At 60.3% G+C, this 12639-nt stretch carries 10 protein-coding genes; 7 read left to right on the top strand and 3 right to left on the bottom strand.

Annotated features, from left to right (window positions below):
- The first annotated feature begins 486 nt into the window (after nt 1-486).
- From MMB74_RS10725 to MMB74_RS10700, 6 genes are all read left to right on the top strand, one after another.
- The gene (locus MMB74_RS10725) at nt 487-900 is read left to right on the top strand and encodes a hypothetical protein (protein WP_277428599.1); all 414 of its coding nucleotides are present in this window, start codon (nt 487-489) and stop codon (nt 898-900) included.
- A gap of 1494 nt (nt 901-2394) precedes the next feature.
- A complete protein-coding gene (locus MMB74_RS10720) occupies nt 2395-3654 on the top strand; it encodes an amino acid ABC transporter substrate-binding protein (protein ID WP_277428598.1) in 1260 nt (419 codons plus the stop codon).
- Nucleotides 3655-3737: 83 nt separating this feature from the next.
- Nucleotides 3738-4619, top strand: a complete 882-nt coding sequence (locus tag MMB74_RS10715; RefSeq protein ID WP_277428597.1) for a branched-chain amino acid ABC transporter permease — start codon at nt 3738-3740, stop codon at nt 4617-4619.
- On the top strand, nt 4612-5568 hold the full coding sequence (locus MMB74_RS10710) for a branched-chain amino acid ABC transporter permease (protein ID WP_277428596.1): 957 nt from the start codon (nt 4612-4614) through the stop codon (nt 5566-5568). The genes MMB74_RS10715 and MMB74_RS10710 overlap by 8 nt, the downstream gene beginning before the upstream one ends.
- Nucleotides 5558-6265: an ATP-binding cassette domain-containing protein gene (locus MMB74_RS10705; protein WP_277428595.1), complete on the top strand. Its 708-nt coding sequence runs from the start codon at nt 5558-5560 to the stop codon at nt 6263-6265. Before MMB74_RS10710 ends, MMB74_RS10705 begins: the two co-directional genes overlap by 11 nt.
- The gene (locus MMB74_RS10700) at nt 6265-6969 is read left to right on the top strand and encodes an ABC transporter ATP-binding protein (RefSeq protein WP_277428594.1); all 705 of its coding nucleotides are present in this window, start codon (nt 6265-6267) and stop codon (nt 6967-6969) included. Before MMB74_RS10705 ends, MMB74_RS10700 begins: the two co-directional genes overlap by 1 nt.
- A gap of 152 nt (nt 6970-7121) precedes the next feature.
- Here the strand turns inward: MMB74_RS10700 and MMB74_RS10695 are convergent, their stop codons facing one another.
- From MMB74_RS10695 to MMB74_RS10685, 3 genes are all read right to left on the bottom strand, one after another.
- On the bottom strand, nt 7122-8063 hold the full coding sequence (locus tag MMB74_RS10695; protein WP_277428593.1) for a DMT family transporter: 942 nt from the start codon (nt 8061-8063) through the stop codon (nt 7122-7124).
- Nucleotides 8064-8461: 398 nt separating this feature from the next.
- Nucleotides 8462-10828, bottom strand: a complete 2367-nt coding sequence (locus MMB74_RS10690; protein ID WP_277428637.1) for a DNA polymerase II — start codon at nt 10826-10828, stop codon at nt 8462-8464.
- An 88-nt stretch (nt 10829-10916) separates the two neighbouring features.
- A complete protein-coding gene (locus MMB74_RS10685; RefSeq protein ID WP_277428592.1) occupies nt 10917-11705 on the bottom strand; it encodes an IclR family transcriptional regulator in 789 nt (262 codons plus the stop codon).
- 164 nt (nt 11706-11869) lie between these two features.
- Between MMB74_RS10685 and MMB74_RS10680 the strand changes: the two genes are divergently transcribed.
- Nucleotides 11870-12634: an ABC transporter substrate-binding protein gene (locus MMB74_RS10680; protein WP_277428591.1), complete on the top strand. Its 765-nt coding sequence runs from the start codon at nt 11870-11872 to the stop codon at nt 12632-12634.
- The last annotated feature ends 5 nt before the right edge of the window (nt 12635-12639 follow it).

The following is a 12639-nucleotide window of genomic DNA, read 5'->3' as shown; positions in this document are numbered from 1 at the left end:
AAACGGGAGTTGACGGACACGGAAGTCGATTGGATGTCGATTCCATCGGCACGGCGGACCTTCGCGACCGCGAGGTATCGAACATTCGTATGAGCCTATGCAGGCGCTTGTCACCAATGCTGTTACGCTTCGCCTACAAGCAGCGTGCTCGCAACTGGCGACAAGCGTCTATCAAGAAGTCCGCTCGCCGATAGGCGGCCCATAGCTCTATCATGTGGGCCGGCCCAGATTGACTAAGCGATGCCGAGCACTACGAGAACACTAAAGAACTGATCGCCCACAGCCGATATTCACTCACCAAGCCGATGGCGACACCGCAGCTCTCGCGGTTTGGAAAGTTCTGACCCGCAGCGCGGCTGAGGCCTTGGCCGCGGCACTGCCGGTCATCAAGTTTCTAAACAACAAATCCGGAAACACAAAATGCGTTTTATCCATCTTTCAGCGACCTGCGTCTTCCTCCTCGCCGGGTGTGCGGGAGCGCCAACCATGAATCCTCTACCCGCTGACCGAGGGCACGATGTACACGTCGCACTTGCTGGCGGTGTGAGCGAATTGCAGATCGATACTGGATCATTTGACATTTCTTCCGAAGCGAAGGCGGATCTTCTCGGGGCTTTCCATGCCGAAATGACGAAGATCGGTATTCCGGTTACGGCGGCGGGCGCTCCGGTCGTGCTGCACGTCAGTGAATTCACGAAAAGGCCCGTTGCGGCACGGATACTCTTTGGCGCGCTCGCCGGCAGTGACCACATCAAGGGGACGGTCACAGTCGCAGGAACCGAGTTCGATGTGGCCGACACAGGTGTCACGGTGGTGGGTGGCCTAGGTGTTGTCGCAAGGCATGTGGGCGTACAGACGGCAGACGGGATTGGGCAGCTGGCCGGCGTTGCCGTCAAGTAACACACGCGGTACGGTCAAGGGCGGTCCGCACATCTGACGGCGCGGTCCGTGCCTAAAGCGCCATTGGTTGCGGCGCGGGCAACGAAATGGTGTCGCAGAAGGGTGAGCATTCGCATCCGATCGGCCGCTATTGGCCGATGAAGCGGCCGGTTGGGTCTGCAACGGTGGTTCAGCATCGGACCGGGGTCGTCAAGGGATATTCGATGCCTGCCCTCGGCCGCATGAATGTGCATACCTGCGTGCATGTTGGCAGGCGTCGAATAAGCCCGATGGAGGAAACCGCGGAGTGCCCCAATGCGGTTGAAGGCTGCGCGACTATGGCGATTGATAGGCGGGGATGCTCAATCGTGTCGGGTGCAACTCGGCCAGGTGGGATGTCGACTGAGCGCTGACAGCGTAGAGAAGGGGTGCTGTCGTGTAATCGCGATGACGAGACGGACGTGCGAGGTGCCTGGACGACAGATCTCAACGGGGCCGCCGTTTTGGTTCGCACGTCGTTGATCGCGCGCGACATGCCGCGCAACACCGCTGCCCACTGCCCGGCTTTCGCGGTAGGGTAGTCATTGATGCTTTGTCCGCTGCCGCTCTTGAAGCCAGGGCGCAGGCTCAATTCATTTTCCATCTCCCAATCATTAATTTCGCCGGCGAATCGCAGGGCGATCGGGTAGACGTAGTCGTAACCTTGAGCCTCGAGTCCAGCCGCGGTGTTACGCGGTGTTTGTGTTCACTGATCTTGGCCCTAAGCAGCCGAAACTGTTCTTCTGCGATATCGCCTCGAGACCCCAAATCTTGCGGATGATGTTCGTCGAGCGGATATCGTCGTCGCGGCCGAGCATTTCGAAAGCTAAATGTCAATCGCTTCCTTACTGGCGGCGCCTAAACACGCAATCAATACGTGGACTAAATGACATGCATTCGCGGAAGACGGGTCGCTCGCGCGAGGCTTGTGAATGGTTGTAGTGGCGAATGCGAAAACGTCGCGAATTGAAAGTTCAACGCCGATTCGAGAAAGCAAATTCGGCTTCGAGTCAATCGGCGGTATGTTCCGCTAGACATCCGTCCTTTCTTGGTCGACCCTGTCGAGATGCGCTCTCCGCCAGGTAGACGTGCTGACCTTACCGCCCGCGGCAAGGTCGCGGCGGGACCTGTCACATTTCTCAGCCGCCCCTTGCCGGGAAATTGCGGGTTTTCGCACAGCGCGCAACGAACAATCTGCCGAGGCCTCGGCGTATCAAGGCGATCGGCCCGCATGCACGAATTGGCATAGCAGTTGCTTTATGTATCTCAAAACATCCAACGAACCCTAAGGAGACTTCAAATGAACCTGTCCTTCAGAGACGGTTGATGAGTTCGAGCGTTTACGCTTGGCTTTAACGCCGCTTTTCTTTTCCTTTCAAATTCAGGAAAACCGAGCCAAGTGCGTCGGCTTGCACCGTCACGCACAGCGGATCGGCCTATTTCATCGTTTCACCACCCATCCAGAGGAGACCCTCAATGGACGCTCGTCGTACCCGAAAGCCCCTTACTGTCCTGAAAGCCGCCGCTGCCGCCATGGCTTGCGCCATTGCCAGCTTCGGCGCGCATGCCGCGTCCGCTCCTTCTGAAATCAAGATCGGCACGCTCTACGCGAGCTCCGGTTCGTTCGCTGTGGCATCGCAAGGTCAATACGAAGGTCTGAAGTTCTGGGCTGAAGACGTCAACAAGACCGGCGGCGTGTTCGTCAAAGCATTCGGCAAGAAGATCCCGGTGAAGCTCGTCGCGTACGACGATCAGAGCTCGACGTCTACTGCCACGACGCTCTATAACCAGCTCATTACGCAAGACAAGGTCGATGTGCTCGTGGCCGATTTCGGCTCGGTGCTGACTTCGGTGGCTGTGCCGCTGGCGGCCGAGCACCACATGCTGCTGATCGATCCGACCGGTTCGGGCGCGAACTTCTTCACGCAAAAGACCGACTACCTCGCCGACGTCAGCATTCCGTCGTCGACAGTGTGGCCGATCCCGCTCGCGAACTTCCTGCTCAAGCAGCAGATCAAGCGCGTGGCGATCATCTACGGCGCGAACGATTTTGACGCGTCGCAGGCGGAGACGATGAAGGCCGAACTCGAGAAGGGCGGGGTGAAGCCCGTGTTCTATCACAGCGTCCCGACGAACGAATCGAACTACAACGTGCTGCTGCACACGGCCAAGGCCGCCGATCCGCAAGCACTGCTCGAGTTCGGCTATCCGCCGAACGACATCGCGTTTTTGCGCGCGCTCTCGCAAAGCGGATTGCACTTCGACATGACCTTCACGATCTTCCCGGGCCAGTTGCTGCAACTGCTCACGAAGAACGTCGGCACCGATGCGCTCGCCTATACGTACACGTATCCCACGCCGCCGCTGGTTCGCTATGAGAAGGTCACCTACGGCATGAACACGGCGCAGTTCGAAAAGGCGTTCCAAGCTGCGGACAACAAAGCGCCGACGTTCCTCGACTCGGCCGGCTACAACACCGGCATCGTGATGCAAAAGATGCTCGAGGATGCACCGAAATTCGAGCAGGCCGACTTCCATCAAGCGCTGATGGATATGTCGGGCAAAACCACGACGCTGCTCGGCGCATTCCAGATCAATGCGAACGGTGCGCAGCTCGGCCAGCCGTTCCCGGTCGCGCAAATGGTGCCGGACGGCAAGGACAAGTTGAAGTTCGTCGTCGTGTATCCGGACGATCATGCGACGGGCAAGCCGGTGTTCCCCGCACCGAAGCACTAAGCGTCCGTAACATTTTTTGATCAGGACCCGGCCGGCGCGCAGTCCGGCGCCGGCCGCGGCATCCTAGTTTGCGAAGGACGATCGTGGAACTTCTCGCTTATGCCGTCGTCGGCGGCATCCTGTACGGCATCTTCTTCACGCTGGTCGGCCTGGGGCTCAACCTCGTGTTCGGCGTCATGCGCATCATCAACCTCGCGCACGGGCAGTTCATCGTGCTTGGCGGCTACACAGCGTGGCTCGTCACGAATCGTTTCGGGCTCAATCCGCTCTGGGCGATACCGCTCGCGGTAGTGGGCGCGATTGTGATCGGCTGGCCGCTTTACCGCGCCGTGGTGCCACGGCTGCAACGCAGTGAAGACCCCGAAATGCTGTCGTTCATTCTCTTTTTTGGCATCGGCCAGATGCTCGAAGCCTTGACGGTACTCGCGTTCGGCGCCGATCAGCGCTCATTGCCCGAGGACGCGCTCGGCGGCGGCAATCTGGGCGTGTTCGGTCAGCAATTCCCGGATAGCTGGTGGTGGGCAGCAGGCGTCAGCCTCGCCGCGCTTGTGGGACTTTGGCTGTACTTCTCGCGCACGCGTCTGGGCTACGCTACGCGCGCCGTGATGGCGAACCGCGAAGAAGCGGTGGCGACCGGTATCGACGTGCACCGGGTCTCGACGATCGCGTTCGTCGCAGGTCTTGCGCTCGCGGGCATTGCGGGCGTGTTCGTGCCGTATCTGCTCGGCTCGGTGTCGCCCGATCTTGGCGGTAGCCTCACCACGACCGCGTTCGCGATCGTGATCATCGGCTCGCTCGGCAATCCGCTCGGCACGATCGCCGGCGGGCTCGTGTTCGGGCTCGGCACGATGCTGATGCAAACCTATTACTCGTCCTGGTCGAACGTAGTGCCGTATGCGCTGCTCTTGATCATCGTGCTCATTCGTCCCTCGGGCTTGCTCGGAAAGGCGGTGCGTCTTGCTTAAATCCACTTCGATCGAATCGCGACCGACCACGTTGCGCCGCGCCCGCGGTGGCGCCATCTTGCTCGCGGTGTTAGCCGCGGTGTTTGCCGTCGCGCCGCACATATACGGCAATCAGTCGCTGCTGTTTACGATCATGACCTTCATCGTGCTCGCGCAGGGCCTCAACCTGCTGTACGGCTTTACCGGATATTTGCCGTTCGGCTACGTCGGCTTTTTCGGTACCGGGGCCTATGCTACGTCGCTGCTCGTCATGCATACCCACCTGCCGGTGCTGATGTGCGTGGCGGGCGGCGGACTCGCAGCGGCGCTGATCGGGCTCATCCTCGGCCCGCTGTTGCGGCTGTCCGGCGCGTACTTCTCGATTGCGAACCTCGCGGCATCGCAGATCATCTTCTTCGTCGTGTCGAACCCGAACCTCGCCGATATCACGGGCGGTCCGTACGGGCTCAAGATCGAACAAGTCTACGACCCGCAAGCAAGTTACTACTGCATGCTGGGCGTGCTGCTCGCTGCATGTGCGCTCGCCGCGTACTTCCGCAAGTCGGGCTTCGGCATGACGTTGCGCGCGGTCAAGCAAGATCCCGTCAGCGCGGCCATGGCCGGCATCGACGTCGTGCGCACGCGGCTTGTCGCGTGGCTCGTCTCCGCGCTCGTCGCCGGCCTTGCGGGCGGCGTGTATGCGTGGGGGATCTCCGTGTTCTATCCAGATGCGGTCTTCACGCTCGAGTTCTCCGTGTTCGCGATCGTATTCGTGCTGTTCGGCGGTGTTGGCACAGTGATCGGACCGATCGTCGGCGCCTCGCTGCTTTACACGTTGTATGCCGCCATTGGCATTTCGACGCCGCAGTACTTCCAGTTCATCTACGGCGGCCTCATCGTCTTGCTCGTGCTGTTCTTGCCGGGCGGCCTCCTGTCTTTGCTGCAACGCCGGGGTATCCATGTCTTCTGAACTGCTGCAACTGGCCGGGGTCAACAAGCGCTTCGGCGCACAGGTCGTGCTCAACGACGTGACCTTCGGTGTCGCACCTGGCGAGATCGTTGGCCTCGTTGGTCCGAACGGCTCCGGTAAAACCACGACGATCAACGTCATCTCCGGGCTGCTGCAGGCCGACGACGGCGTGATCGACTTCATGGGTCACAAGATCAACCGTTTGCCGATGTACCGCCGTGCGCATTTGGGCATCAACCGGACGTTTCAGGTGCCGAAGGTCTTTCGGGAGATGAGCGTGCGTGAGAACGTCGAGGTGGCCGGCCGCTGCCTGCGCCTCGAACCGAGCGAGATCGACGCCATCTTGGACGAGATCGGCTTGGCCGGTGTGGCCACGCGTATCGCGGGTTCGCTGACGGTGAATCAGCAAAAGCTGCTCGATCTGGGGCGCGCGCTGGCGACTCGGCCGAAGCTTGTGCTCGTCGACGAGATCGGCGCGGGGCTCAACCCGGCCGAACTCAACGTGATGGCCGAACTGCTCGAGAAGTTGTCGGCGCGTGGCATCGCAATGATCGTGGTCGAGCATCTGCTCGAATTTCTCAACCGAATCACCGAGCGCGTGATCGTGCTCGGCGCCGGACGCATGTTGTTCGAAGGGCCGCTCGCGACCGCTTCGCGCGACCCCGAAGTGATCGCGGCATTCATTGGAGCGGTGTGATGACGGCATCCCTTGTTATCGAAGGCGTTCAAGCCGGCTACGGCGCGATGCAGGTGCTCTGGGGCGTCGACATGCAGGTCGATCCCGGGCAGACCGTGCTCTTGCTCGGCGCGAACAGCGCCGGCAAAAGCACGCTGTTGCGCACGCTGATCGGACTGCTGCCGTGCACCGGTGGGCGCATCATGCTTGACGACGAGCGCATCGACAAGATGCGGCCAGACCAGCGGATCAAGCGCGGCATCGCGTTCATGTCCGAACTCGGGGTGTTTCCCTCTCTGTCGATCGACGAGAACATCGCCCTGGGCGGCTATTTCATGCCTAAAGCGAAGATTCGTCAGCGCAGAGAAGTGCTGTTCGAACTCTTCCCCGCGCTGGCGGAAAAGCGGCGCGCGGCGGCGGCGAGCTTGTCGGGCGGGCAGCGCAAGATGCTCGGCATTGCGAAGGTCTTGATCTCGGAGCCGCGTTTGCTGCTGATGGACGAGCCATCTTCGGGACTTGCGCCGGTGTTCGTCAAGAACGTGATCGACGCGCTGCGCACCGCGATCGGCGACGGGACGTCGCTTCTGATCGCCGAGCAAAACATCGCATTCCTCGACTTGGCCGACCGAGGCTATCTGCTCGACCACGGTAAGGTGCGCGTGTCGGGCACACGCCAGGAACTCGAGGCGAGCGACGCGGTGCGCGAGACTTACTTCGGGCTCTGACAGCCGTTGGACGAACGCACTCTCGGGATGACGCTTCGTGCGCATTCCGGGAGAGCACGATTGGACAGACCGCATGCGCGAGTCCTCGCACCGGCGGCCGGTTCTAGACCCGAAGCGGCCGCGTCAATCATGCGGCGCATCGCCAGCGCGACTCAACTGGAAATCCGGTTTGAGTGTGCTGCCGGTGAATGCAGGACTTTCAACGCTATAACGACCCCGCAAACGATGGCGCCGATGCCGAACGCCTCGTTGAACGTAGGCCACCGATGACTTGCCACGAGCCCGAACGACGTCGCGAATACCGTCTCGGTCACGATAAGCTGGCCTGCAAGCCCTATTGGCAGCTTCTTCGATGCGATCGTCCATGCCCACGAACCACCAATCGACCCTACTGCGGCCAGAACAACTGAACTCGCCAGAACGAGTCCGAATGTCGACCACTGGATGCCAAGTCTGGTGATATTTAACAGCGACAGTGGTGCCGCAAGTGGAATAAAAAGCGCAATCTCGAGCGCGCCACCGATCATCATCATCGCCGTCCACTTCCTCGGGTCCATCGTCGGGCGCTTTCTCAGCGCGTTCCGATTGGATAGGGCGAAGGCCGTCCAGAGTGAAACTGCGCCAAATGAGATCGCGATGCCTGCGACGACTCGAGTCGACAAACCATCGAGGGCCTCGAGCAACCCGGAAGAGTTCACCATCATCAAGCCCAACGTGATGAAGCCCAGAGGAATACTCAGAACCCTCCACGATGTCGCCTGTGTGCCCTGATTCCCGACAATGGCAAGCACCACGGGTACAGTCGCGACAATCGCTGGCGGGACAATCGGCCCGGCGAAGCGCACGGCTGACATGATAGTCACGAAATAGCCCACATACCCGACGAGGCCGAGCCACGCCGCGACCAGCCAGTCTACTAAGGTCGCGTGCGCACCGCGATCCTTCACGGCGACGAACAGAACGGCGCCCAATATTCCCGAAAGCAGGAATCGCGTCACAGCCAGGTCGTAGATGGAGTACGGACCGATCACGTAAGGCGCAACAAAATTGAGCGACCAGGAGAATGCCGCGAAAACGGCAGCAAACACACCCATCAGAGACCGCGCCCGCATTCTCAGCTCCCGGAGTCAATGTCACCAGGTTAGCGGGTGCAGCGCCGTCGACCTTCCGAAAACCACCCTTTTCTTACCCCGGAACGACATGTGTTGTGACGCCCACCCGATCGTAATCGACCCTCCGGCGGCTCACAGGAAAACATCAGCGGCTCTTGATGACAGCTGCCGCGCGTCGGACAGGCGCTTCCATGGCCTTGTTCTATCGGATCAGATGCTGAGTCATAAGCTCATCATAGAGTCCGTTCATGTTGAACATTGCAACGCGGGCATTGTGTGGCGGCAGGAAGGACCGAGAATGCGAGACACGCGCGGGTCTGTGCCTTGATCTCGAATTGCACGGGCCGAAGCGAAGACCCATCTCAACGGTGCCGCGCCGATCAGAAAAGACGTGCCTGGCCTGACATCACGGTTTCGAAGTCGCTGCCCATGAAAGCGAGAATCGCATCGGCGACGGGTTTCAGTTGTCGCTCGACATAGAAACCGTAATCGATCGGCGCCGCCAGCGTCTCGAGCGGCTGTGGGCCGGCTACTGTCATGACATAGCTGATCCATCCGCCGTTCTGATACTGGAGCGGCCGCCCTTTCGCCCGGTTGAAGTCGTCGGCCACGCGCGCCGCACGCACATGCGGCGGCACGTTGGCGCGATAGTCCTTCAGCGGGCGCCGTAGGCGTTTGCGGTAGGCGAGTTGATCGTCAAGTTCGCCCCTCAACGTTTGCCGCACGTAATCGCGAACATAATCGGCATAAGGCTCGCGCTTGAATATGCGCCGATACAGTTCGCGTTGGAATTGCTGGGCGAGCGGCGTCCAATCCGTGCGGACAGTTTCGAGCCCTTTGAACACGATGTCATCGCCACCGTTCTGCGCGCGCGTGAGCCCCGCATATCGCTTCTTGCTGCCTTCTTCCGCGCCGCGCACCGTCGGCATGAGAAAACGCGAGTAGTGACGCTCGAATTGCAGCTCGAGGGCGCTGTCGAGTCCGTAGCGCTCGCGCAAATGCGCCTTCCACCATGTATTGACGTGCCCGGCGAGCGCATTGCCGATCTTTACTGCGTCATCCTCGGCGTAAGGTTGCCGGAGCCAGACGAATGTCGAATCAGTGTCGCCATAGATCACGTCGTAGCCTTTCGCCTCGATCAGCTCGCGCGTCTGCCGCATGATTTCGTGCCCGCGCATCGTGATCGACGATGCGAGGCGAGGATCGAAGAAACGGCAACCCGATGAACCGAGCACGCCGTAAAACGCGTTCATGATGATCTTCAGCGCCTGCGAAAGCGGTGCGTTGTGTTGACGCTTGGCGCGATCGCGGCTTTCCCAGACCTGACGTACGATCTCCGGCAGGCAGTGCTTGCGTCGCGAAAACCGCGCGCCGATAAAGCCTGGCACGGACTGCTCGTCGGATGGATCGGATAAGCCTTCGATCAACCCGACAGGGTCGATCAGAAAGGTGCGGATGATCGATGGATACAGGCTTTTGTAGTCGAGCACGAGGACCGAATCGTAAAGGCCGGGACGCGAATCCATGACGAACCCGCCCGGGCTGTTCTCACCCGCGACATCGCCGAGATTCGGCGCGACATAGCCGAGACGATGCATGCGCGGAAGATAGAGATGAGTGAAAGCCGCTACCGATCCTCCCATTCGATCGATGGGCAGCCCGGTCACCGAAGCGCGCTCGAGCAAAAAGGCGATGAGATCCGCCTTCTCGAAGAGACGCGTGACAAGTTCGCAATCCTTGAGGTTGTATCGTGCGAGCGCAGGCTTGTCCTCGTCGAACCGGCGCTGGATCTCTTCCATGCGTTGGTAGGGATTGTCGATCGATTTGCCTTCGCCGAGCAGAGATTGCGCGACATATTCGAGGCTGAACGATGGGAAGCTCCAGGTGGCCGCGCGCAGCGCTTCGATCCCGTCGATGATGAGACGGCCGGCGGCCGCGGCGAAATAGTGCTGCGCGCGCGCCCCGTGTTCGCGCCATTCCATCAGCGTGCCGCCACGCCCGAGGCGCAGCGGCACGCGGCATTGCTCGGCGTGCGCGCGCAAGATGCGCAAATCGAATTGAACGAGGTTCCAGCCGATGATCGCATCCGGGTCGTGCTCGGCGAACCACGCATTCAAACGCTCGATCATTTGCGCGCGGCTGCCACAGTAGTCGAGCTGGAAATCGAGTCTGCCCGCGTCGCCGTTTTCGGGCCCGAGCATGAATACCTGGCGTTGTCCGCACCCTTCGAGCGCGATCGAATAAAGCTCCCCATGCGCGCTCGTTTCGATGTCGAGCGACACGAGTCGGAGGCGTGGGCGATATTGCGCTCCCGGCTTCATCTCTGCGTTCAGCAGGCGGCCGTGTTCGTCGGCTTCGCCGCGAAACAGCACGGGCGCCGTGATGAATCGCTCCATCATGTAGCGATCGGGCGGCTGGATATCGGCTTCATAGATGTCGACCCCTGCTTGCGCCATTCGTTTGCCCAGCCCCGCGAGATGGCGGTATTGCTGCGTGTAGAGCCCGAGCACCGGACGTTGTCGAAAGTCCTTGAGCGAGAGCGGACGCAGTTCGGCTCGCGTATCGCCATTCAATACTTGCTCGGCCGCAGCGCGCTGGTCCGCGGAGATGAACGCCACGCACGGCTGATCGCGCAAACGTAACAGTCGTGGCCCGGCTTGCGTGGACAGCCAGAATTCGACTTCGGTATGCGTCCCGGAATCGCGCCAGTGACGCGTCAAAACGTAGCCTTCTTGGAAGTCGGTCAAGGCCATGGCTACCGGTCAGTGAGAAGTATGAGGATTTTAATCTGACCGTGCTGTTGGCCGAGCGTGTGCGGAGTGTCCGCCCTCCGCGCTACCCCAATGCCCGCACCGATGAACTGATCGCTCGCGCGCACTGCAACAGCGGCGGGCCGAGCTTCGCTTCCATGTCTTCGAGACTCCAGCGGCCGGTCGGCGCCACTAGGTGAATGGCACCTAGCGGACGACCATTGGCGCTCACGACCGGCGCGGCGATGGTCATGTCACCAAGAAAGAGCTCTTCGCGATTAGTGGCGTAGCCGCGTTGGCGCGCCTCGCGCAACGCTTCCACGATCTGTGCCACTTCGGTGCGCGTGTGCTTGGTGTGGGCGATGCGATTGGAAGCTTCGACGATCGCGCGGGCTTCGGGCTCGGCCAGGGCTGAAAGGTAGGCGCGTCCGGACGCTGTGCAGTACATGGGAATGCGGCTGCCGATCGGCATATGCACAGGCACGAAGTGCGCGCTCACAAATCGGGCGAGGTAGACCATCTCGGCTTGATCCGGCTCGGTCAAGCACGATGTTTCCGTGGTTAGCTTGGTCAGTTCGGCCAAAAACGGGTTAGCCACGTCGATGAGCGTGTTAGTCGCGAGATAGTTGAAGCCGATCTTCATGACCGCGGGCGTGAGCTGATAGCGGCGCGTTTGCGGATGCTTGCGCAGATAACCCAACTGCTCGAGCGTGAAAACCATTCGCTGCGCCGAGCTTTTGTTGATGTCGGCTGCCGCCGCCACTTCAGCAATCGTCATGGTGCGGCGCTGTGCGTCAAACGCGCTCAGTACGGCAAGCCCTTTTTCCAAAGACTGATTGAACAGCAGATTGGGCGCGTCGTCAGTTTCAGTCATGGCAGGGAGCGATACCTTCGGATCGTTTCGGTTTGGGGGTGATTGTAGAATCGCATATCGATTCTCATGCGTCGATATATGGTTTTCCATGATGGTCTAGCGATTTTGTAACATCGATTATCGGATCTCGCTGTGTAACTCTTCTTTTTGCCAGGAGGTGTCGGATGTCCCTCGTCTCTTTTTCGCGCCGCGCTGCATTGGTCCTGTGCCTGCTCGGCAACGCGATCGTTGGATGGGCGCAAGGTGGCACGCCCACGTATAACGTGGGTGCCACTGCGACCGGCGTGCCGTTCACGTTCCTCGACGTAAAGAGCAATTCGATCCAGGGAATGATGGTCGACACCGTCAATGCCGTAGGCAAGGCGGGAGGCTTCAACGTGAACGTGCAGCAAACGGTGTTTTCGGCCCTGATTCCGTCGCTCACGTCTAACAAGATCGACATCATCTCGGCGGCCATGCTGAAGACACCGGCACGCGCTCAAGTGGTTGACTTTTCGGAGCCGGTTTACTCCTATGGGGAAGGCTTGCTCGTGCGCGCCGACGACAACAAGGCCTACACCTCGCTCGATGACCTCAAGGGTGAAGTGGTGGGTGCGCAGGTCGGCACGGTGTTTCTCGACATGCTCAGCAAGAAGGGCATCTTCAAAGAAGTGCGCAGCTACGACTCTATCGCCGACATGACGCGCGATCTAGCGCTCGGCCGGATCAAGGCGGGTCTCGGGGATCAACCGATCGTCGCTTATCAGATCCGGCAGAATGCATTGCACGGCGTGAAGCTCGTTTCCAGCTACAAGCCCGTGAACGTGGGCGACGTATGCCTCGTAGTGCGCAAAGGCGATGCCGAGCTCCTTCAACGGATCAACAAGGCCATTGTCAAGATCAAAGCTGACGGCACGCTGGCGGCGATCGATCAGAAGTGGGGCATGTGATTCGT

Origin of the sequence: Trinickia sp. Y13, assembly GCF_029522115.1 — a bacterium.
In the GTDB taxonomy this organism is placed as follows: Bacteria; Pseudomonadota; Gammaproteobacteria; order Burkholderiales; family Burkholderiaceae; genus Trinickia.
Note: the sequence above shows the minus strand (reverse complement) of the source record. Positions and strands in the feature narration are given on the sequence as shown.

Excerpts from the sequence above, each read along its gene's own strand:
- MMB74_RS10700 (WP_277428594.1), top strand. The coding sequence starts at position 6,265 with ATGACGGCATCCCTTGTTATCGAAGGCGTTCAAGCCGGCTACGGCGCG.
- MMB74_RS10685 (WP_277428592.1), bottom strand. The coding sequence starts at position 11,705 with ATGACTGAAACTGACGACGCGCCCAATCTGCTGTTCAATCAGTCTTTG.
- MMB74_RS10680 (WP_277428591.1), top strand. The coding sequence starts at position 11,870 with ATGTCCCTCGTCTCTTTTTCGCGCCGCGCTGCATTGGTCCTGTGCCTG.
- MMB74_RS10725 (WP_277428599.1), top strand. The coding sequence starts at position 487 with ATGAATCCTCTACCCGCTGACCGAGGGCACGATGTACACGTCGCACTT.
- MMB74_RS10695 (WP_277428593.1), bottom strand. The coding sequence starts at position 8,063 with ATGGGTGTGTTTGCTGCCGTTTTCGCGGCATTCTCCTGGTCGCTCAAT.
- MMB74_RS10705 (WP_277428595.1), top strand. The coding sequence starts at position 5,558 with ATGTCTTCTGAACTGCTGCAACTGGCCGGGGTCAACAAGCGCTTCGGC.
- MMB74_RS10720 (WP_277428598.1), top strand. The coding sequence starts at position 2,395 with ATGGACGCTCGTCGTACCCGAAAGCCCCTTACTGTCCTGAAAGCCGCC.